This window comes from uncultured Neglectibacter sp. (assembly GCA_937958185.1).
Taxonomy (GTDB): Bacteria; Bacillota; Clostridia; order Oscillospirales; family Acutalibacteraceae; genus Acutalibacter.
In genome coordinates, this window is sequence record CALFFN010000031.1 from 1 (window position 1) to 22,297 (window position 22,297).

Consider the following 22,297-nt stretch of genomic DNA (forward strand, 5'->3'; position numbering starts at 1 on the left):
GGTGGTTATTTCTTTTGCTCCGCTTTTTTATCTCCCCCGGTAAAACCGGGGGATTTATTTCGCCTCATGGCGCCATAGAGAAATGCCGGACGTTTTCACGCCCGGCACTTCTTTTCGTTTCCGTTATTCTGACTGCCGCGCTTTCATCAGCTCGTCCAGCGTCATTTTCAGCTCCAGCGTGCAGGACTGGATCGCAAGCCCGGTCTGCGCGGGGAAGAACCGCAGATAGAACGTGCCGGAGAAGCCGGGAACGTCCATCGTGACGGTTTTCCAGTCACGCTCGCTGCCGGTCAGGGTCACCGTGCCCAGCAAATTCCTGTCCTGGAAAATGGAGATAGGCAGCTGGGACACGTCGTTCTTGTCGGTGCTGCGCAGGGAAAGCTTCAGCTCATACAGCCCGCGTTCCTTCACCGTTACGGAGAACCGGGTATTCTGCCCCTTTTCCAGCCGGATCACGGAGGTATCCAGCTCTACCCTGCCGTCAGCGCCGCTTTCGGCATAGTAGATCTCCCCGGCGTCGCCATCGTCAAGAGAGGGGGCTTCCGCCAGCTCTTTGTCAAGCGCCGTCTCCTCCCCGCACAGCCTGGGGAATGCCGGGGAACGGAGCAGGAATTTACAGATATTGGCGGCGCTGCGGAGAAATTCCCCTCTCGTCACCGTGCCGGAAGCAAGCCCCTGGGCGGAATTGTCGTTGCTGGTGTTTTCCTCGGCGCTGGCTGTGACCATATACAGGTCGTTCTGCGCCCGCACCATGGACGCCATGTTGGTGCGCTCGCCCAGCTCGCCCTCGTCATTTCCCTTTGCCCACCAGTCGGTCATGACCTGCCCGGCAAAGCCCCATTCCTTTCGCAGAATGGTGGTAAGCAGATCGTAATTGCTGGCAGCCCAGAAACCGTTGATGGGGTTATAGCTGGTCATGATGGAATAGGCGCCGCCCTCCTTCACCGCCAGCTCAAAGGCTTTCAGGTACAGCTCCCGCAAAGCCCGCTCGGAGATCACCGCTTCCACATCTGTCCGGTGAAATTCCTGGCTGTTGCAGGCAAAATGCTTGATCGTCCCGGTAACGCCGTACTTCTGCATTCCCTGCAGCTGCGCCGCCGCCATTTTCCCCGTAAGCAGGGGGTCCTCTGAAAAATATTCAAAGTTTCTGCCGTTCAAGGGGTGGCGGTGGATATTGATGCCGGGTCCCAGCAGGGTGTCCACCTTGTTTTTCCGCAGCTCCATACCCTCGTATTCGTACAGCTCTTTCACCAGTTCCGGGTAGAAGGTGCACGCCTGGCAGGTGCCGTTGGGCATGGAGAACGCCCGGGTGCCGCAGTCCATGCGAATGCCACTGGGACCGTCTGCGCAGCAGCCCGTGGGAATGCCGTACTCCAGCAGCCTGTCGGTCACGCCGCCGAACGCCCCTGCCGTACCGGGGGTGACCTTGGGGGAGCACATTCCCTCGCCGCGGACGATGCAGCACAGGTCTTCATCGGTAAGCTGGGAAAGGAACTGCTCCATGGTAACTTTTCCCGTTGCCACGTCCTTCAGCTTCCAGCCCTTATCTCCTGCGCAGGGAGTGCTTTCCGGCAGGGCTTCCCTGCGCCGCGCCATGGGGTCTACCGTCCGCTGGGGAACGGCTTCCCAGGTCTTTTCATAGATGCCGTCCCGCTTTTCCCCGGGACGCAGGCGGTCAAAGGCTGTCACAGGAGCGCAGGCTTCCTCCAATTGTTCAATTACGGTTTCCGGCAGATCGGCAGAGCCTGCCAGAGTGGCGGTCCTCACGTCCGTGCCCAGATAGAAGCGGTATTCCCCAGCTTCCAGCACCCAGCAGGACTTATGCCCTGTAGCGCCGCTGTCATCGTAGGAAGCAAGGGCGGACACGGGACATTCCATGGTCAGCGTCTGGCTTTCACCGGGCTGTAAAAGCCTTGTCTTTTCAAAGGCGCACAGCGACCGGGCAGCCTTGCCCAGCTTACCCTGCGGGGCTTCGCAGTAGACCTGCGCCACCTCCTTGCCGGCGGTATCGCCCGTATTTTTCACCGTAGCGGAGAACCGCACCGTTTTGCCGTCGCAGCTCACTTCTCCGGGAACAAGCTCAAAGGTGGTGTAGGAAAGCCCAAAGCCAAAGGGATACAGCACCTTTTCCGGGGCAAAGGTTTCAAAATAGCGGTACCCTACATAGATATCCTCGGCATACACATTTCTGGTTTCGCTGCCGTAGTTCCCGGCGGCGGGATAATCGTCGATGGAGCGCGCAATGGTATCGGACAGCTTGCCGGAGGGGACGGCTTTCCCGACCAGCACGTCCGCCGTGCCCAGCCCGCCTTCCTGACCGCCCTGCCAAACGTACAGCACAGCACCGGGCTTATATTCTTCCACCCAGTTCATGTCCAGAATGCTGCCGGTGTTCAGCACCACGGCGACCCGGGAAAACGCGGCGCAGACCTTTTGAAGGACTTCCCGTTCCGCCTGTGCCAGCAGGTAGCTGCCCTCGGCGGCGGAATTGTCCTTGTCCTCCCCGGCGGTGCGACCCAAAATCACCAGCGCTGCGTCATTTCTGGCTGCCGCCTGTTCCACCAGCGCCGTGTCCAGCGGCATTTCCTCCTGGTACCAGGGCTCCGCCGCCCAGCCGACGCCCACATCGAAGGGGTGGTCCTTCAGCCAGGTCTCATAGGCAGCCTTCACAATGCCGTCCATCTCCACGGTGCCGTCGGCTTCCAGCGCCTCGGGGATACCCGGCACGGGGGCGGTGTTCACCAAGCCGCCGGAGCCTGTGCCGCTTTTGTAATAGTTGAACTGGCTGCGCCCGAACACCGCCAGCTTTGTGCCCTTTACAAAGGGCAGCGTATGGTTCTCATTGCGCAGCAGCACCGCGCCTTCCGCCACGGTCTCTCTTGCTTTCGCGGCATATGCCTTGGGGTCAAATTTCTTTGCTTCCATTCTTCTGCCTCCCAAACTTGTGTGATATTCCGAAATTCTGTTTTGATTATAACAGAATCTATGGAAATTCACAAGATGGAAAAGCGTTTTGCCCTTATAAAAATTTACGCCAGCTTTTGATACCCCACCAGCTTCATCGCCCGGTCAAAGGCAGATTTGTAGTGTTTGGCGAAGACCATGCGAAATTCCCCGGCATAGATGGCGAGCCGGCCGTTGAAGCCGGTTTTGAATCGGTAAACGCCGTAGTTCGGGTGCTGGGGGTCGTACCAGCAGGGCACGCCCTGGAAATCGTATACAGCGCAGCCGGCTTCCACCGCCCAGCGTATCATCTCCCACTGCATGAGATAGTTGGGCATGACCTCCCTGTGGGCGGCGGTGGACGCGCCGTACACATAGCAGGTCCGCCCGCCGTACTGCACGCAGATCGCCCCGGAAAGGGGCTGCCCCTCATATTCGCAGAGGTACAGGCGGCATTTCTCCCCCAAGGCGTCCATCATTCCCTCAAAGTATGCCTGGGAGCGCACCCGGAAGCCGTCCCGCTTCCCTGTCTCCTCCATCAGCCGCTGGAAATCCCCCAGCCGCTCCCTGCCGCACACCGTACATGTCACGCCCTTACGCTTTGCCAGGCCGATGTTGTAGCGGCACTTGCCCTTGAAGGAGCGCAGCAGCTCTTCCTCGCTTCTGTTTTGCAGTTCCAGAATGTAATTGTTCCGGCTTTGAATGGTTTTTTCGTCCGGCTGCCAGGGCTGGAAAGAAAACCCCGCCGCGCGAAGGGCGAAAATCTTTTTGCTGTCCGTCTCCTCGATCAGCGGGTCGAGCTTGAAGGAATAGGCATGATATTTCCGGGAAAGCTGCCAAACGCCCAGCAGCAGCTCCTGCAGCACGGCGGCGTCTTCATAATCCCAAACAGGTCCCCGCGGGGAGTAGAGAAAGGCTTTCAGAGGCAGCGGGAACTTCTTTACCAGCACCAGCATGGAGCCGCAGATGCGCCCGCCGCCGTCCCGGACGATCACCGCCTCGTGGAGCCAGTCCTGCTTCACCCCGCACCAGCGGACGGACTGCATAAAGCTACCGCCCATTTCCTCCACAAAGGCTTCATATTCCGCCACCGCTTCCGCGTTTGTAAAATCGAGAAATTCCATGTTCCTTCTCCTTTCGCCATTTATGGATTAGACGGGTAAAACGAAGAAAAGGTAACAGGGAAAGGAAAAAGCCGACGGGAAACCCCATCGGCTCTCACTATTTGCAGCTCAGCCTGCCGTTTCCGGCGGCGCGCTCTCCTCAAGCTCAAAATCCGACCGCAGCAGAAGCTCCAGGTCCCGCTGCTCCGGCGGCAGCTTCATGTTCCGGCGGGAACAGTTTAAAATCGCGTCCTCCACCTTGTTCCGCGCCATACGCCCGTTGCCGTTGGTGCGGGGGTCCCCCTCCCGCTGCATGGTCCCGTAATAGGCGAGCAGGGGCTTGTCGCAGTCCTCCGCCAAGCGGTAGCCCTTGCCTTTCACAATGCTTCTGGTGATCTCCAGCAGCTCCTCCGCCGTATAATCGGGGAACTCGATCAGATTCGGGAACCGGGAGCGCAAGCCGGAATTGGCGGTGAGGAACTCCTCCATCTCCCGGGAATAGCCTGCCAAGATCACCAGCAGGTCGTCCCGGTGGTCCTCCATGCCCTTTACCAGCGTGTCAATGGCTTCCAGCCCAAAGCTGTCGTCCTTTCCCCGGAACAGAGAATAGGCTTCATCGATAAACAGCACGCCGCCCAAAGCGGACTGAATGGCTTTCTGGGTCAGAGGCGCGGTATGCCCCACGTATCTGCCCACCAGGTCGGCGCGGGTCACTTCAATGAGCTGCCCGCCCTGCAGCACGCCGATGGCTTTCAAGTACCGGGAAACGATGCGGGCAACGGTGGTTTTGCCCGTGCCGGGGTTCCCGGTAAAGATCATATGCATGGAGGGGGATTCGGCTTTCAGTCCCTTCTCCCGGCGCATTTGCTGGATTTTGAAATTGTCCTCCAGCGAAAGAATGTATTCCTTGATCTCCGTCAGCCCCACGATCTCGGAAAGCTCCTGCTTTACGCTTTCTATCGCCGCTTCCCGGGCGGCGTCTCCCGTGTCGCCGGCAGCCCGCAGGACGGCTTCCTCCCCGTCCCGCTCGTAAGTAAGGAGCAAACCGTTTTCGTCCCCGGTCAGCTTGCCTGAAAGCCCGCTCAGCCCCTGCCGGAGCTTTGCCTCACTGAGCGCGCCGTAAAACTGCTCCGCCCCGTCCCGGAGCGCCGCCGCGCCCTGCTCCGGGCGGAACGCATCTGCCAGCGCTTTTTTCGCGGTATCGTCGTAAGTAAGGGTGAAGTGCAGCTGCTTTTCCGCTTTGGCGCAAAGCTCCTGCAAAGCCCTGTCCGCAATGGCAAGAAGGCTTTCCGGGGAAAATGGCTTTGTCTCGCAGATGTCGTCCAGCGCGGACAAAAACGGCATTCCAAAGGAATCCGCCAGCCTGGTTTCCGGCTTCTCCGTCACCAAAAACAGATATTTCCCCGCGCCGGACAGGGAGGAGATCACCCCCGGCGCCAAAGCGTTTCCAATATCTACCAGCAGCCCCTTTTGCTCCGCATAGCGGCTGGGCAGCGGCACCTCTCCTTCCCGGAACAGGGCGGACACCAGGGGCAGCACGGAGGGGTGGCAGCTTTCAAAATGCTCGAACACCAGCCCGCTTGCCCCGCTTTTCAAAGCGGCGTACAGGTCCTGAATAAAAAGCTTTTCCGAGCCGGCTTCCCGGTAATTTCCCAAATCTACCGCGGTAAGCTTCGGGCTTTTCAGCACGCCCTGCCGTCCCAGGGAAGCGGCAATGGCGCTCAGGGCGCTGTGCTTGCCCGTGCCGGGCTTTCCCAGCACCGCCGCCCTGCACAGCGGGGCGTTCTCCCCCGCGCCCGCCACAAAGGGGCGCTTGAAGGCAATGATGAGGGCGGAAAGAAATTCGTCCTGCCCCAGCACCTGCTCGCCCGCTTCCTTTTCGGCGGCGGCAAAGGCAGCTTCCAGGTCTTTTTCGCTGCCACCGTTCCCGGCGGACACAGCCGCTACGCCGTCCTGCTGCAGGCGCTGCTCCAGCTCCTTCAGATCGTCGTTTGCCGCCTGGGTAAGCTGCTCAATATTGCGCTGCAGCATTGCCGGCATTCCGCCGTTTACCTGTTCTACGGCGTCCAGCGCCCGCTGCGCCTGAGCGCTGTTTTCGGCGGGGTCCCATTCCAGAGAGACTCCCCCGCTTCCCGAAGCTGCCGAGGAGGTCTTTTCCGCCGGCGTTTTCGGCTTTCGCTCCTGCTTTTCTCCAGCGGAAGATTTCAGGTTCAGCTTCCCGCCCCGGAACATGGCTTCCAGCAAATCGTCAATATCGTTTTTCATGGAAAAATCTCCCTCTTTTGTCTTTTCAGATTCCCGGATTCAGATCCTCCAGCATGGCGCGAAGGTCTTCGGCGTTGATCTGCCCCGGCGCGGAAGGACCCTGCCCGGCGGCAAAGGTCAGGCAGGAGCCAAAGACCGCCCCGCTGACCCGGCTGAGCTTTCCCAGCTCTCCCATGGACATGGTGATGACAGGCCCTATGCTCTCCCGCGCCCGCAGGGTAGCGGAAAGCAGCGTCAGCACATCCCGGGGGCTTTGGGGCATTACCGCCATTTTGGGCAGGTCCGCTCCCAGCGCCTTCATTTTTTCCAGCGTGCGGACGATCTCGTCCTCCTTGGGCGTATGGGCAAAGCAGTGGCGGGACAGCACCACGCCTATTTCCTTTTCCCGGCATTTTTCAATTAACCGCCGCACCCGGTCTTCCCCGCAGGAAAGCTCGATATCCAGCAGCTGAAAACCGCCCTGGTCCAACAGCCCGGACAAAAACGCCTCATATGCCTCCGGGGATAATTCCACCCTGCCGCCCTCCGGCTTTGTCCGCACGGTGCACAGCAGCGGCGCATGGGACAGCCCCTCCCCCAGCGCGTGGAGAGCTTCGGAAAAGCTGCCGAAAAAGCAGTCTCCCCGCCACTCGTACAAATCGGCAGGCAGGTGCTTTACACAGGAAAGCTCACTGAGCAGGGCGGGCATTCCTCCGCCGATCAACGGAATACAGATTTTCGGCAAGCCTTCGCCAAAGCGAAGACCCGCGACCTCTACCGTTTTCACAAACATCAACTCCCGTCCTTACCATTCCCACTTTCTCCCATTCTACACCAGTATACTGACCAAAGGGGGAAAAGTCAATTTTCCGGCGGTTTCGTAAGAAATTTTTGCGCAGTCCCGTGGAAAAGGAGAAAAAGGTATGCTATAATTTTATGGTATCCGATGCCGGAAAAGGATAAAAGCTTTCAGAGCCGCTATGGGAGGAATTTTAGATATGCTGAAAAGTCAGGAAGTGCGGAAAATCGCGCCGGAAATGGACCCTCTGCGCATGGGCATGGGCTGGACGCCAGAGGACCTGGAAAAGCCCCAGATCATCATTGAAAGCACCTACGGGCAGAGCCACCCGGGCAGCGCCCATTTATTGGAGCTTTCCCAGGCTGCCGCCGCCGGGGCGGACAGCAAAGGGGCAAAATCCGCCCTGTATTTTGCCACCGATATGTGCGACGGCATGTCCCAGGGGCACGACGGGGGAAATTATTCCCTGGCTTCCCGGAACACCATTGCCGATCTGATTGAAATTCATGTCAACGCCACCACCTTTGACGCCGGGGTGTTTTTGTCCAGCTGTGACAAATCCGTTCCCGCCCAGCTGATGGCAATGGGTCGGGTGGATATTCCCGCCATCATGGTCACCGGCGGCGTGATGGAAGCAGGACCCGACCTGCTGACGCTGGAGCAGATCGGCAAATACAGCGCCATGCGGCGCCGTGGGGAGATCACGGAGGAGCAGCTGACCTATTATAAGCAGCATGCCTGCCCGTCCTGCGGGGCGTGCTCCTTCATGGGCACCGCCTCCACCATGCAAATCATGGCGGAAGCGCTGGGCTTGATGCTGCCGGGCACGGCGCTGATGCCCGCCACCTGCCCGGAGCTGAAAACAGCCGCGCGAAAAGCGGGAGAACAGGCGGCGGAACTGAGCCGCCTGGGGCTGACCGCCCGGAAGATCGTTACGGCACAGAGCTTTGAGAACGCCGTAATGGTCCATGCGGCGATCTCCGGCTCCACCAATACCCTGCTCCACCTACCTGCCATCGCGGCGGAATTTGGCGTTTCCCTCTCCCCGGACGATTTCGACCGCATTCACAAAAGCGCCCACTATCTGCTGGATATCCGCCCTGCCGGGCGGTGGCCCGCGCAGTATTTCTACTATGCCGGCGGCGTGCCCCGGATCATGGAGGAGATCAAGTCCATGCTCCATCTGGACGTGCTGACCGTCACCGGGAAAACTTTAGGCGAAAATCTGGAGGACTTAAAGCATAACGGCTACTATGAGGGCTGCGACAAATATTTAAGGCAGACGGGGCTTCAGCGCACGGATATCATTCGCACCTTTGACAATCCCATCGGCACAAACGGTACGGTGGCGGTGCTGAAAGGAAATCTCGCGCCGAAGGGCAGCGTGGTAAAGCACAGCGCCGTGCCCAGGGAAATGCACAAAGCCATTCTCCGCGCCCGCCCCTTTGACTGCGAGGAGGACGCCATCGCCGCCGTGCTGCGCCATGAGATACAGCCCGGCGACGGGGTCATCATTCGGTATGAGGGTCCCAAGGGCAGCGGAATGCCGGAAATGTTCTACACCACGGAAGCCATTTCCTCCGACCCCCAGCTTGCCGCTTCCATTGCCCTGATCACCGACGGTCGGTTCTCCGGGGCAAGCAAGGGTCCCGCCATCGGGCACGTTGCGCCGGAAGCCGCCGAGGGCGGTCCCATCGCGCTGGTGGAGGAGGGGGACCTGCTGGAGATCGACATTCCCGCCCGCGTCCTGCGCATCTGCGGCATTGCCGGAAAGATGCTGCCCGAGGAGGAAATCGCGGAAGTCCTGGCGCAACGCCGGAAAAACTGGAAGCCCCGCCCGTCCCGCTATTCCTCCGGCGTGCTGGGAAGCTTCACCCGCTCCTGAAAACGAAAGGAAGCCCTATGGAACCTGTTACGATAAAGCCACATCATTTTATGGACATCATCAAGCTGTACGGCGGCGGGCTGGAACGGTTCGTGCCCGACCCCGCCATGGGGCACGATTTTTACCGCATTGGCAATCTGGTTTTGGAGAACCCGGAGCTGCCCCTTCGCCTGACAACGGAAGGCGATGATATTTGTAAGCCCTGCAAATACTACGCCGGACGCTGCTCAGACCTGATTTCCCATATCCCGGGGATCATGGAAAAGGATTCCTATAATAAATTGCTGGACAGCCGTATTCTAAAGCTGTTCCATTTGGCAGGACCCGGCTATACGCCGCGGACGCTCTGCCAAGCGCTGTACCGGCAGCGTTCTCTGATTTTTGACGTCTGGAAAGAAGAAAACCGGGAAGCTGCCGAAAAGCGGTATGCCCTCTTTTCGGCAGGAGCAGAGCGGTATTTGAAGGAACGGTGCCAGGAATAGCCTTTCCCTGCCGGGATACCGTTGTGCCGTCCATGATACCTGTCCGCGAACCAGTTGTACCGATCTCACCGCTATTTTATCATAATCACAGATACAAAAAGGAAGCCGCGTACCCGATCTGGTACGCGGCTTCCCTGTATTGGCACACAGCCGTACTTTTTTAATCGCTGCTTTACCGTGTGTTCTGCGCCATAACGCCTACCAGCGCGTGGGGGACGTACAGCTCCTCCAGATAGGCAAGCTCGTCGGCGGTCAGCTCCAGGTCCACCGCCTTTGCCACACCCTCAATGTGGTGCAGCTTGGTGGCGCCCACCACAGGGGCAGTGACCTTCGTCAGCAGCCACGCAAGGGAAACCTCTGTCATGGACACATTGTGGCGGTCGGCAAGCTCTGCCACACGGGCAATGATCTTCCCGTCCTGCTCAGCCGTGGCATTGTACTTGCCCATGGCAAATTTATCCTCCTCCAACCGCTTGGACGCCTCGCCCGGGCGCTTGGACAGCCTGCCTGCCGCCAAAGCGCTGTAGGGCGTCATGGCGATATTGTCTTCCCGGCAGAGTTGCGCCATTTCCCTTTCTTCCTCCCGGAAAATCAAATTGTAGTGCCCCTGTACGGAGACCAGTTTCGCGTAGCCCTCCCGGTCGGCAAAGGCGTTTGCCCTGGCAAGCTGGTAGGCATAGCAGTTGGAAATGCCCAGTGCCCGCACCTTTCCCGCCTTTACCGCATCGTTCAGGGCTTCCATGGTCTCCTCAATGGGCGTGTGATAGTCCCAGGAATGAATGATGTACAAATCCACATAGTCCATACCCAGATGGGTCAGGCTGGCGTCCAGCATGTTCCGCACGTGCTGCTTCCCCGTCACGCCGTTTTCGATCTCCGCCGGGCCGCGGGGCGGGAATTTTGTCGCCACCACCACGTCCTCCCGGCGGGCAAGGTCCCGGAGGATACGTCCCAGGTACTCCTCCCCCGTGCCGCCCTGATAGCTGATGGCGGTGTCATAAAAATTGACCCCCAGCTCCAGCCCGCGCTTCACGATCTCCCTGGAGCTTGCTTCGTCCAGCGTCCAGCTGTGCATTCCTTTTCCGGGGTCTCCAAAGCCCATGCACCCCATGCAGATACGGGACACGTTCAAGTCAGAATTGCCAAGCCTTGCGTACTTCATAAAAACTCCTCCTTTTCCTTTGCCATCTGTTTTGTTTGGATATCTGTATGGTATCGGGAAAGCCCCGGAATGCCCAATAGCCCTTCCCGTATCCCTTATCGTGCCGGAAAAATAAGGAAACCGCGGCGTACCAACTGCCCCGCTCTTTCCAAAACGACGAGGATTATTCCGCCGTGAGCGGGAGGTCCAAGCCGTCGACCCAGCTCAACAGCTCCTCCTGATTTGTGTCACTGCTGAAACGCTGCCCGGGAAGCCAATCCGCGCCTGCGGTCAAGCTCTCAAGGCTCGCAGCGCTGGAGCCGATCGGGCTGCTGCCGGAGGTGCAAAAAGGTATGATGGTCTTCCCGCTCCAGTCATAGCTTTCCAGAAACGCGCTGATAATCCTGGGAGCCTGTCCCCACCAGATGGGGTAGCCAACAAATACTATGTCGTACTGCTCCATATTCTCCACCGGGTCGCTGACGGCGGGACGGGAATTGGGGTCGTTCATTTCCACAGAGGAACGGCTGCCGCTGTCGCTGTAGTTCAGGTCGGCGTCCGTGTAGGGTTTTTCCGGGACGATCTCATAGAGGTCGGCGCTTAATCCCTCTGCCAGATACTCTGCCAGCGGGCGGGTGTTGCCCGTGGCGGAGAAGTAAGCGACCAGCACCTTTGTATCGGCGTCGGGTCCGGGTGTGGTCTCGTCAGCAGGCTCTTTCACAGGAGTGGGCTGGGGCACGGGCGTCGGTTCACTCGCGGCGGAGCTGGCAAAGCCAGAAACGGTTTCGCTGCTGGGATTTGCCGTATTTGGGGTAGTCACAGCGCCGCTGGGCGAGCCTTCCCCCGCACAGGCGGTCAAAACGCACACCGCCAGCAGCGCAAGCAATAAAGCGGTCATTTTCTTCATGCAGGTCATTCCTTCCTGATCCCGTTTCGCAAATTTTATGTTCTGGCATTCCGCCGTTATCCGGCTCCCGACAGCGTTCCTGACAGAACATATTTCTCATCATTTGCTGCCAAGGCGGTCGCCCTTGGCTGCAAATTCAGTATAGCGAAGAAAACCCTGCTTGTAAAATGCCTATTTTGTTGGTTGTTCATGCCTGAAAGGCATGGAATTCAAAATGTAATATGAGTAACCTGCAAGCATTTCCCACAAGAGCCTGGAAGTGTACGGCGCTTCTTTTTGCCAAACGCCGGTTTTTCCAAACCTTATTCCGGGAAAGAAAAAAGCGGCGCTTTGCCCCCCTTCACTGGAAAACCGTGGGCAAATACGCCGCTTTGGCATGCACATTCATTCAAAGCCGCTTAAGCGGCAGCCGCAGGGTGAAGGTACTGCCGGCGCCCAGCCGGGAGCTTGCCTCTGCCGTGCCGCCATGTTCCAGGGCGATGGCGCGGACGATGAACAGACCCATACCCTGACCGCTGCCATCGGGGCGGTGGGTAAAGCCCCGGTCAAACACATGGGGCAGGTCGGCAGGGTCGATCCCCGCACCGGTATCCGTGACAGAAATGACCGCCCATTCTTCCTCCCGGAGCAGAGACAGCTTGACCGTCCCGTCCTCGGGCGTAAAGGACAAGGCGTTATAACAGAGGTTTTCCAACGCCGAGCGCAGCCGCTCCTCGTCCCCGGATACGATCAATTCCTCCTGTGGCAGCTCCAGGGAAAAGGTCTGTCCGAACAGCTCTATGTCCGGGCAATTATCCTCATAAAACCGCCCCAAAAAGTCATTGAGGCAGATGGGCTGAAGGGAGAGCAGTCCCCGCTCCCCCCGGGAGAAACCCTGCAATAGCTCCAGCCGCTCCTCCACCACCCCGACCCGTTCGCTGAGCGCGTCCAGATACCCGGCGGTCTCCTGGTCCAGCGCCACATTGCCGATCTGCACAAGCTCGGCGTAGTTTTTGAGGGCAGTCACGGGATTTCTGACATCGTGGATCAGATGGGCCAGCAGCTCCCGCCGTTCGGTCAGCAGGGTCTCCATGGCCCGGGTCTTGCGGTCCACCTCCTCCTGTAAATGGAGGCTCAGCCGCCGGTTTTCCGCTGCCAGGAGCACCCCCCGGTGGACCATCAGTGCGGCAAAGCCTGCCACCAGGGCAAAGCCGCCGTATTCCTCCGGCCAAGCCCCCCGGATCGGCTCAAAGCGGTTGACCGTCAGCGCCGACAGGGCAATGGACGCCCCATACAGCCCCGCGGCGCACAGCAGATACCGCGCCAGAGCCCTGCTTTGTTCAAGTCCCCGTATGGCTAAAAGCAGCAGATAGACCCCTGCCAAAAGCTTCCAAAGGAACAACACTACCCCATAGGTGTTGATGAAAAGGGGCGCGTATGGTAGAATAAACAACGGGAAGACCACCGTCATAGCGCACAGGCTGGCTGCGGCGGGATAGGTCAGCTTGCGGTGATAAGCCCGTACCGCGCCGCTGCTCAGTTCCCCCGCCAGCAGAATGGCGAGGAGGAGCACAGCCGCGCCGCAGAAGTCCTCCAGGGCGTATAACGTCCGCACCAGCGGCACGCCCAAAAAGCGCAGGAAGGGATAACTTACCCGTGCGGCGAAAGCCAGGCACAAAAGCCCCAGCCGCCGGTTTTGCTTGTCCCGGTCAAAAAGCCACAGGGCCAGATTGGAAAGGGCCACCACCAGGGATCCAAAGCACAAAAAGCCGTAGACCATCACCCGCTGGACGATCATTCGGGAGATGGCGGCGGGCGTTCCCACGGCAGGGGGATAGTACAGCCCGGAATAGTAGTGGGTGTAGTTGGCGCACTGAATGATGATCTCGGCGCGCTCCTCCGCCCAAAAGGCGTACACCCCGTCCATCACATGGGGCTTGTAGGGCTCTACGCTCCCCTGCGCTCCGACCAGCGCGCCGTTTACATAGATCCGCCCGGCGCATAAGAGCTCTGGAAGGTACAGCGACAGCTCCCGGGGCGCACCCCGGTTTTCCAGGGTCAGACGGTAGGTGACCGCACCGTAGGGGCTCCCCAGATAGTGAGAGAAGTTGGGGTATTCCCCGGCGTAGGTGTGGCGCGCCGCCGTTCGGTCTGTCAAGTCCTCCGGGGTCAGCAGCTCGCCGGGATAATACTCCCAGCCGTCCACCAAAAAGGCCACCTGGGAGCCGTCCCCGGTCAGCACATTGTACCCATTCCCGCCGGGAAGGGCAGCGGTGTATTTGTTGTCCCAGCGGTACAGCCCCATAAAGACCGCGGCTCCCGCCAGCAAAAGGACCAGCAGGAGCGCCAGGCTCCGTTTCATTTCTTTTTTCATTGACATGACATCACACCTCGCAGGAGGACTACCCTATGGCAGGAAAACGATTCAGTATTTGGTTATGTATATTGGCGGTCACGCTGGGCTTTCTCCAGTCTCCGGCGGTCTTTGCCATGACCCTGGAGGGGTCGCGGCCCGGCGGGGAACTGCCAGCGTACGGCGCCTATCAGGTGACCCTGGACGCCCAGGTCATCGGCGATGGAAAAACTCTTTCCTATGAAACAGTGTCCCCAAGACCCACAGGCGTCGATGTTCCTGAGGGCTTCTATCCCGGAGAGCTGACCGTGGAGCTTGCCGGACAGATCGTGATCGAGGACGGCGGCTGTCTCTCCATCGGCACCATGTCCCACGATGACCCGAGCCAGAAAAGCCCGGCACTCCATGGCGCCCTTTCCACTAACGGTCTTATTGTGGTGCGCAGGGGAGGACGTCTTGTTTTGAAGGGCGTGACCCTTGATGAGCTTACCGGAGAGGGGCTGTTGATCGTTCAGGAGGAGGGCGGCTCGGTCGAAGCTCACAGCACGGAACTGAGCGACGACCTGGTCAGCTGGGGTCCGACAACGGTGAACAATCTCTGGGATCAGCCCCGGGACCTCTGGCTGGAGGAGGGGACCGTTCTCACCGGGACCATGCTGCCGGAAACCCTGGACACCTATCTGGAGTACCGGGGCGCCCAGTGGAAGACCACTCTTACCCTCCGATGGGACCTGGACGATTACGAGGATCAGACAAACGGAGAATGCACTCTGACCGGGGCGTTTTTAGACGAGACCGGGAAGGCTCTGGCCTCCGTCCGCCGGCTGGCCCTCACCGTGCATTGGTACAAGCCCGACCATCTCGTGATCATGAGCACCTCATGGCGGGGGGATACCTCCGCCGTTGCCGAGCTGCGGCTGAAGGAGCTGCCAGAGGACGCCGGGGACAATGTCTGGGGCGAGATCTCAACCGACGGCGGGGCGACCTGGGATCGCTGTGAGGATTTTACGTGGCAGGAGGAAGTGTCCGGCATCTCCTGCCTGTTCCACGTACAGGGAAGCGCGCCCCGGTACTTCCGTGTCCGGGCGGCTGATGAGCGGGGGCACCTCTACTGGGTCTCGGACGCGGTCCTGCTGCCCAAGGAGGAGACCAAGCCCAGCGACCAGGGCGGCAACCGGGGCGGCAGCACCGCCGTTATCGAACCCAGCCGGACCCCCGAGCCCGCTCCAACGCCTGTACCCACCCCGACGTCAACGCCTGCTTCCACTTCGGTTCTTACTCCGACGCCAACCCCCGTGACAGAGCCCGCGCCCACCGTGGACCCGACCATCGCACCTGCCATACCGCCTGCAGAGGAGACCGCATCTGCGGCGCCACCCTCTGCGGAGCCAGCCCCCACGCCGCCCGCGGGGCACGGCACCCTCGACGCGCCGCCCACTCCCTCTGCGGACCCGGCTCCCACGCCATCGCCCTCTGCGGCGACGGTCAGAGCGGAAAGCCCTGACCCGATCCTGCAAGTCCTCCTGGCAGCGGCGGGCGCTGCGTTTTGCGTCCTGGTAGGTGTTTTTGTGACCCACAAAAAACGAAAATAGCAAGGTTCCGCCCCGGTCTTGGCGCCGGGGCGGCTTTTTATCTGCCCAAAAAGCGATAGCCCTTGCGGTGAATGGTCTCAATATACTGCCCCTCGGGGCACAGCCGCTCCAGCTTCTGCCTCACCCGGGCCATGCACACCTGCATATTGTGGACCCCCTGGTTCATGGGGGACTTCCACACCCGGTCGTAAAGCTCCTCGTAAGAGAACACCTGCCCCGGATGGCGGGCCAGAAATGCCAGCAGGTCAAATTCCAGAGCGGTGAAGTTCGCCGTTCGCTCCCCAAAACGCACTTCCCGCAGCCCCAGGTCGATGGTCAGGCTGCCGAAGCTCAGCACCTCCCGCCGCTCGGCGTTTTCCCGGCGCAGGATACGACCCCGGAGCCGCAGCTCCAGCTCCTGGAGGGAGCAGGGCTTGGCAAGATAGTCGTCTCCCCCGGCCAGCAGACCCCGAATGCGGTCGTCGGTGTCGGCATAGGCGGAGAGGAACAGGATGGGTATGGCGCTGACCTCCCGGATCCGGCGGCAGACCTCTACCCCGTCCACTCCCGGCATCTCCACGTCCAGCACGATGGCGTCCAGGGCGGTAGAGGCGGCGGCGGACAGAGCCTCGTCCCCGTCGGCGGCGGTGACCACTTCGTAGCCCTGCTTTTCCAGATAGGCACGGTTGGTGCTTATGATATGGGCGTCGTCGTCCACCAGCAATACTCGGAACATCTCCCCGCCCCCTTTTTTGCAGTTTGTTTATTTTATCATACCATACGCCATCTCCGAAGAAAAGTCACAGGTTCGTCACATTTTTGGGAAATGTAGAAATCCTCCCCGGTCTCTGATAAAATGGTTTCATTAAGGCAGGGTGCAGAAGCTGTCACAAATCGGGGCACGCCCCGCTCTGCCCCGGAGCGTTCCAGGACAGAATGATCCATTGAGAAAGCGAGGAAATAACGATGAAAAAACGAATTTCCAGCCTGATGCTGGTCCTGACCATGCTGCTGGGCCTGCTGCCCACAGGGGCGATGGCGGCTGAGATCACCACCATCTCCACCAAGGCGGAGCTGGAAGTGTTCCGCGACAGCGTGAACAGCGGCAATGCCTGCCAGGGCAAGACCGTCACCCTGACGGCGGATATCGACCTTAACGGCAGCGAGGAAAATCCATGGACGCCCATCGGCACAAGCGCCAACCAATTCCAAGGCGCCTTTGACGGCGGCGGCCACAAGATAACGGGCTTATATATAAACGACAGCAGCAGTTCTGCTCAAGGTCTGTTCGGCTGTATCGGCGAAGGCGGCACGGTCAAAAATCTCGGTGTTGACGGTTCGGTCACGGGTGACAGCAGCATTGGCGGCGTGGTTGGAACGAACAAAGGCACAGTGGAAAATTGCTATAACACAGCCGCGGTCACGGGAAGAACATGGGTCGGCGGCGTGGTTGGAGAGAACTATGAAACAACCGTGAGATACTGCTATAACACAGGCGCGGTCACAAGTACAATCAATGATAGCGATATCGGCGGCGTGATCGGATTCAGCCGATCCACAGTAACCGGCTGCTATTATGACAACAGCGTCTATACGGCAGCGGGCACAACAAGCGGTGTGACGGGTATGCCGACCGCGGACTTCGCAGCGCAAAGCAGCTTCAGCGGTTGGGATTTCGATACAGTATGGCAGATGGATGCCGCCCTGGGCAGACCCATTCTGCGGGCGGCCAAGGAAGAGCCGCCCCACACCCACGCCGTGAGCACGGACTGCTCGGCCACTGAGGGCACGCAGGTGAACTTCACCGCCTGGAACAAGACGGACTCCCTGCCCGACACGGCGGGGAACTATGTGCTCACCGGGGACGTGGCCCTTTCTAAGGCGTGGACGGTTCCCCAGGGGACCGTCAACCTCTGCCTGGGCGGCCATACCGTCAAGGTGGACGGTATATTTAGCACAGCTGCCATTATGGTCCCCACGAGGGCGGCTCTGAACATCTGCGACTGCGCCGGCGGCGGGGCCCTCACCCACAGAACTGGCCAGCCGGTGATCAGCGTAGTGGGCGAGCTTCAACTGTACAGCGGCGTCATCGCAGGCCGTGGCTATAACTCGGCCTACAATGGGGAATACGGCGTAGGAGTCAGGAGCGGCGGCGTCTTCCAGATGCACGGCGGCAGCATAACAGGGATCACCACGAACACCGGCTGCGGCGTGTACGTGTATGATAACGGCGTCTTCCTCATGGACGGCGGGACCATCACCGGGAACCGCATAGGCGCATGGATGCAAAGCTCCGGCAGCGTTTTCCGGGTACGGGGGGATGTCATTATCACCGGCAACGACACAGAAGACGATACGGAGAACGTGCTCATGTATGACCCTTGTTATATGGAACTTTCCGGCCCTCTGGGGCAAAACGCCAAGATCGGCCTGGCTCTTTATTGGCCGGACATGGATGCGGCCGACTCCTATTTGGCGGTGCAGGGCCATAACGGTTATACCGTCACCGCCGACGACTTCGCCAAGCTCTCCAGCGACAAGCCGGAGGACTACCCCCTCAAGCTGGAGGACGGTAAGGTCTACTTTATAAAGCCCCAGTCTCACAGCCACCCGGTCTGCGGCGAGACCTGCGCCCATGAGGGGGACGAGACCCACGAGGCGGTGACCTTTGACAAGGCTCTGACGGCGGAGATGGTCAACGGCGACGTGTTTGAGGACGCCTATACCCTGAGCGAGGGAAATTACTACCTGGACGGGGACATTGAGACGGAGAAAGAAATCCAAGTGAGCGGGAAGGTCAACCTCTGCTTCAACGGCCATACCATCACCTATCATGGCGGCAGCTATAAAAAAGCCTTTATTACGGTGGCGAGCGGGGCGGTCCTCAACACCTGCGACTGCCGGAGCGGCGGCGGCGTCAAGGATACGCGCAGCGTGACCGGCGACCGCGAAACACGCATCTTGAAGGCCGAGGGCGAGGCGGTCCTCTACGGCGGCGCCTTTAACAGCACAGGCGCGCACGGGGGCATTGAGGTAACCTACAGCGGTAAACTGACCGTGGACGGAGCGGACATCACGTCCAAGAGCGACGCTGTCTACCTGTGGCAGTTGGGCCGGCTGACCATCAAGAGCGGAACGCTGAAGGCCGATCAGCCCTCGGAAGGCGTTGTGGTGGTACATTCTACTGATTTTATCATGGAGGGCGGAACCATTACCACCGATAATTACCACGCTGGGGTGTGCTTTGCCGATTATGGCTCCGGCGGCGGCGCCAACGCCGGCTCCGGCGGCGGGACCATCAGCGGAGGTACGATCAAGGGAGGTATTGGAATACGAGTTAATGGAGATCAAACCGTTACCCTCTCCGGCGCTCCTAGCATTGTTGCAAACACAGATATTTATTTTCTCACTTCCGCGAGCGGCTTACTGCAGGTAGGCGATGACTTGACCGGGCAATTCAACGTGAGATACTATAATTCGATTACCGAAAACAGCCCTTACACATTTACTACCCCGGCGGACAAGGACTACTCCGGTCGCTTTACCTCCGCCGATACCTCCTTGTCGATCCGGGACGTGGCGGGCGGCGACGGCAGGCATACCGTCCAGATTTGCAAGCCCGGCACGCAGAGCCACAGCCACCCCGTCTGCGGCGAGACCTGCGCCCACGACCCCGTCCACGCCGCCGTTACCTTTGACAAGGTCCTCACTGTGGCAGGCGGCAAGCTCTGCGTGGACGGCACGGCCCTGATCCCGGACAGCAATGGTGTCTACACCCTGGGCGGCGGAAACTACTATCTGTCCGACGATATCACACTGAACGCCAGCATCTATATCCAGGACGCCGCCAGCGCGCCCACCAACCTCTGCCTGAACGGTCACACCCTGGATCTGGGGAAGGGGCGCATCGACATTCAAGCCACCTACAACAAGGGCAACGGCGTGCTGAACCTCTGCGACTGCGGCGCTGGCGGCAAAATCACCAGTGCGAACTACGGCGCTTATAGCAACGCCGCCACCATTGAGGCAGACTATCAGTTCTCCCTCTACGGCGGCACGGTGGAAAACACCGCCGCCAGCGGCTCCAACAAAAATGCCGTGGGCTTCAACGGCGGCAGCCTCAGCCTCTACGGCGGCAAGCTGGTCTCCCGGAACGGCAACGGCCTTTGGGTCAACTGCTGGCAGACGGACAGCCTGACCCTGTCCGGGAATGTGGCCATTCAGGGCGGGACGGACCAGGCGGAGGTCTACTTCAGCTATCCCGACACCACCTGGGAAGACAGCACCCACTTTGCCCTGACCGGGCCCCTGACCCGGCCCGCCGCTCCCTGGCGGGTGGCGGTGGATTATCCCGAAGCGGAGGCCATGCCTCTGCTGGAGGGGTGGACCACCCACATGGGTCAGGCGAACTTTACCGACTATTTCCAGAGCGCCACCAAGAGGCTGTTCATCGGCCAGCTGGAAAACAAAGACCTGGTCCTGGACATCTGCGCCATCACCCAGCAGCCCAACGCCGGGAACAACTACACCGTCCACGCCAACGGCGCTCCCGCCAGCGTGCCCGCCTACCAGTGGTATCCCGCCACGGTGACCACCACCGATATCACCACCGAAAACGCCGCAATCTATGGAGAGGAGTACATGGGTGGCTGCTACCAGCCCTCCGCCTTTGCTGACGGCAAGTGGACGGCCTCCGAGGGTACTGATATCCATACCCCCGGTTACTTCACCTTGGCATTGCAACGGGGCGACAAGGTGACCGTCACCCTGTCCACCGCCGACAAGCCCAGTGATGGACAGCTGGGGCTGGTTCGCGATTTTGATGAGCCCGGTGAGTACGTTCAGGTGTGGTACCCCTTCGACGGCGATCCCGAGGGCTATTCCTATGTGGGCACCGCCGTCACCAATGGGGACAACACCATTATCACCTACGTCATTCCGGCGGACGGGGGCTACGACCTGAGAATAGACGGTCTGTATGGCAGCGACCAGACAGCCCCCGCCATCTCCGCCACCCTGACCCGCGCCGTTCCGGGCGAGGCCCTCACCGGTCAGACTAACCCCAAACTCACCGCCGCCACGTCAGGAAACTACCTCTGCCGGGTCATCTGGTCCGACGGCACGGCGATCAACAGCGACGTGGTGGTCTATACGCCGCCCCACAGCCATGCCTGGGCAACGGCGTGGACCAGCGACGCCAACGGCCACTGGCACGCCTGCACCGCCAGCGGCTGCGGTATTACCGACTATGCCAATTGCGGCGAGACCGGCGCGGCTTACGGCGCCCACGTTTATGACAACGACCAGGATAAGACCTGTAACACCTGCGGCTATGAGCGGGAGTTCACCTATGCCATCTCCGGCACGGTCATGGACCACGAGGGTAACGGCGTGTCCTCCGCCACGGTGACCCTTATGCTGGGAAATGAGGTGATCGCCACCGCCACTACCGACAGCCAGGGCAATTACAGCTTTAGCGGCGTTCCGGCGGGGCTTTATAACATAGCCGCCGAGAAAGACCGGGTCACCAAGACCATTCTGGTGGAGATGACCAACGCCAGTGCCGTTGAGCAAAACATTCAAATGCCCGAGGGAAAGACTAACAGTGTGGTGGAGGTCAAGGGCAGCGATACCCCCGCCGTAGTAGTGGGCGGCGTGGACGCCGTTGCCGAGGAGGAGACGGCGGCTCCCGGCGAGACCGTCACGGTTAAGCTCACCGTAGAAAAGCAGGATTCTCCCGCCGACAAGGCAGAGCTGGACACGGTAATTTCCGGCAAGAAGGACGATGTTTTGTACCTGAACCTGTCCCTTGAGAAGCAGATCAACGACCAGGAGCCCCAGGTCATCACCGACACCGAAGACCAGGTGCTGGAGATCGTCGTGCCCTATGACTTCACGGGGAAGAAAGATGTGACCGTCTATCGCAAGCACGGCGTGAACGATGCTGAGAAGCTGACCGGGCTCAGCACCCGACCCACTGAAAACTTTACAGACGGCAGGTTCTATGCTGACGGCGTGGGCAAGGTATACATTTACGCCAGTAAGTTCTCCACCTATGCCATCGGGTACACCGCCGCCCAAACCATCACCCGTTATACCCTCACCGCCACAGCGGGCAGGAACGGCAGGATCGATCCCAGTGGTGCGATTCTGGTAAGGCGGAACAGCAATAAGACCTTCGCCATTACCCCCAACGAGGGATATGTGGTAGCCGATGTGCTGGTGGACGGCAAGAGCGTGGGGTCCGTGACGGAATACACCTTTGAAAAGATCACGACCAGCCACACCATTGAGGTCATCTTTAAGAGGGCAGGCGCACTCCCCGCCTGGAATCCCTTTAAGGACGTAAAGTCCGGGGACTGGTTCCACGACAGCGTAAAGTACGTGTATGAACAGGGCATGATGGTGGGCACTGACAGTACCCACTTTGCACCCAGCCTGGACACCAGCCGTGCCATGATCGCCACTATCCTGTGGCGTCTGGAGGATAGCCCGGAACCCGAAGGCGCGCTGACCTACCCCGATTGTTCGGCGGGCAGCTGGTACGCCAAGGCGGTAGTCTGGGGCAGCGGGAACGGCGTGGTCAAGGGTTACGACAACGGCAGCTTCGGTCCCAATGATCCTATCACCCGGGAACAGCTTGCCGCCATGCTCTGGCGGTACGCTGGAGAGCCTGCCACCAGCGGCACGCTGGACAGCTTCCCCGACAGCAGCAAAGCCGGGGACTGGGCGACAGACGCCCTGCGCTGGACCGTGGAGGAAGGTATCCTCACCGGCAAGGACGGCAGCGGGCTCCTCGACCCGAAGGGCAAGGCCACCCGCGCTGAGGTCGCAGCTGTGCTTATGCGGTTTCTAAGAAAATAAAAGTAAAACGCATCTGGGGGTCCCGT

General features: G+C 60.0%; 12 protein-coding genes. 4 read left to right on the forward strand and 8 right to left on the reverse strand.

Annotated elements, in window-relative coordinates; all coding sequences use genetic code 11:
- Positions 1–123 precede the first annotated feature (123 nt).
- From AB8996_RS10150 to aroD, 4 genes are all read right to left on the reverse strand, one after another.
- Complete coding sequence (locus AB8996_RS10150) at positions 124–2,925, reverse strand: glycoside hydrolase family 3 C-terminal domain-containing protein (protein ID WP_369298871.1); 2,802 nt, start codon at positions 2,923–2,925, stop codon at positions 124–126.
- A 104-nt stretch (positions 2,926–3,029) separates the two neighbouring features.
- Entirely contained in the window at positions 3,030–4,067 is a 1,038-nt protein-coding gene (locus AB8996_RS10155; protein WP_369298872.1) for a lipid II:glycine glycyltransferase FemX, read from the reverse strand.
- A 108-nt stretch (positions 4,068–4,175) separates the two neighbouring features.
- On the reverse strand, positions 4,176–6,311 hold the full coding sequence (locus AB8996_RS10160) for an AAA family ATPase (protein ID WP_369298873.1): 2,136 nt from the start codon (positions 6,309–6,311) through the stop codon (positions 4,176–4,178).
- A gap of 25 nt (positions 6,312–6,336) precedes the next feature.
- On the reverse strand, positions 6,337–7,083 hold the full coding sequence (gene aroD / locus AB8996_RS10165; protein WP_369298874.1) for a type I 3-dehydroquinate dehydratase: 747 nt from the start codon (positions 7,081–7,083) through the stop codon (positions 6,337–6,339).
- Between the two features lie 208 nt (positions 7,084–7,291).
- Here aroD and ilvD point away from each other — a divergent pair, with 208 nt between their 5' ends.
- Entirely contained in the window at positions 7,292–8,974 is a 1,683-nt protein-coding gene (ilvD, locus tag AB8996_RS10170; RefSeq protein ID WP_369298904.1) for a dihydroxy-acid dehydratase, read from the forward strand.
- A 17-nt stretch (positions 8,975–8,991) separates the two neighbouring features.
- Entirely contained in the window at positions 8,992–9,456 is a 465-nt protein-coding gene (locus AB8996_RS10175; RefSeq protein WP_369298875.1) for a hypothetical protein, read from the forward strand.
- A 172-nt stretch (positions 9,457–9,628) separates the two neighbouring features.
- Here the strand turns inward: AB8996_RS10175 and AB8996_RS10180 are convergent, their stop codons facing one another.
- The 3 genes from AB8996_RS10180 to AB8996_RS10190 form a co-directional block, all read right to left on the reverse strand.
- On the reverse strand, positions 9,629–10,618 hold the full coding sequence (locus tag AB8996_RS10180; protein ID WP_369298876.1) for an aldo/keto reductase: 990 nt from the start codon (positions 10,616–10,618) through the stop codon (positions 9,629–9,631).
- Between the two features lie 163 nt (positions 10,619–10,781).
- The gene (locus AB8996_RS10185; protein ID WP_369298877.1) at positions 10,782–11,495 is read right to left on the reverse strand and encodes a flavodoxin; all 714 of its coding nucleotides are present in this window, start codon (positions 11,493–11,495) and stop codon (positions 10,782–10,784) included.
- A 397-nt stretch (positions 11,496–11,892) separates the two neighbouring features.
- Positions 11,893–13,863: a sensor histidine kinase gene (locus AB8996_RS10190; protein ID WP_369298878.1), complete on the reverse strand. Its 1,971-nt coding sequence runs from the start codon at positions 13,861–13,863 to the stop codon at positions 11,893–11,895.
- Positions 13,864–13,892: 29 nt separating this feature from the next.
- On the opposite strand from AB8996_RS10190, the gene AB8996_RS10195 reads away from it, so the two are divergent.
- On the forward strand, positions 13,893–15,428 hold the full coding sequence (locus AB8996_RS10195) for a hypothetical protein (protein ID WP_369298879.1): 1,536 nt from the start codon (positions 13,893–13,895) through the stop codon (positions 15,426–15,428).
- A gap of 37 nt (positions 15,429–15,465) precedes the next feature.
- On the opposite strand, the gene AB8996_RS10200 is transcribed toward AB8996_RS10195, so the two are convergent.
- The gene (locus tag AB8996_RS10200; RefSeq protein WP_369298880.1) at positions 15,466–16,143 is read right to left on the reverse strand and encodes a response regulator transcription factor; all 678 of its coding nucleotides are present in this window, start codon (positions 16,141–16,143) and stop codon (positions 15,466–15,468) included.
- Between the two features lie 230 nt (positions 16,144–16,373).
- Between AB8996_RS10200 and AB8996_RS10205 the strand changes: the two genes are divergently transcribed.
- On the forward strand, positions 16,374–22,271 hold the full coding sequence (locus AB8996_RS10205) for an S-layer homology domain-containing protein (RefSeq protein ID WP_369298881.1): 5,898 nt from the start codon (positions 16,374–16,376) through the stop codon (positions 22,269–22,271).
- Positions 22,272–22,297 lie beyond the last annotated feature (26 nt).

Coding starts and splice junctions, on each gene's coding strand:
- AB8996_RS10205 (WP_369298881.1), top strand. CDS start 16,374: ATGAAAAAACGAATTTCCAGCCTGATGCTGGTCCTGACCATGCTGCTG.
- AB8996_RS10180 (WP_369298876.1), bottom strand. CDS start 10,618: ATGAAGTACGCAAGGCTTGGCAATTCTGACTTGAACGTGTCCCGTATC.
- AB8996_RS10195 (WP_369298879.1), top strand. CDS start 13,893: ATGGCAGGAAAACGATTCAGTATTTGGTTATGTATATTGGCGGTCACG.
- AB8996_RS10185 (WP_369298877.1), bottom strand. CDS start 11,495: ATGACCGCTTTATTGCTTGCGCTGCTGGCGGTGTGCGTTTTGACCGCC.
- AB8996_RS10160 (WP_369298873.1), bottom strand. CDS start 6,311: ATGAAAAACGATATTGACGATTTGCTGGAAGCCATGTTCCGGGGCGGG.
- AB8996_RS10200 (WP_369298880.1), bottom strand. CDS start 16,143: ATGTTCCGAGTATTGCTGGTGGACGACGACGCCCATATCATAAGCACC.
- aroD (WP_369298874.1), bottom strand. CDS start 7,083: ATGTTTGTGAAAACGGTAGAGGTCGCGGGTCTTCGCTTTGGCGAAGGC.
- AB8996_RS10155 (WP_369298872.1), bottom strand. CDS start 4,067: ATGGAATTTCTCGATTTTACAAACGCGGAAGCGGTGGCGGAATATGAA.
- AB8996_RS10150 (WP_369298871.1), bottom strand. CDS start 2,925: ATGGAAGCAAAGAAATTTGACCCCAAGGCATATGCCGCGAAAGCAAGA.
- AB8996_RS10175 (WP_369298875.1), top strand. CDS start 8,992: ATGGAACCTGTTACGATAAAGCCACATCATTTTATGGACATCATCAAG.
- AB8996_RS10190 (WP_369298878.1), bottom strand. CDS start 13,863: ATGTCAATGAAAAAAGAAATGAAACGGAGCCTGGCGCTCCTGCTGGTC.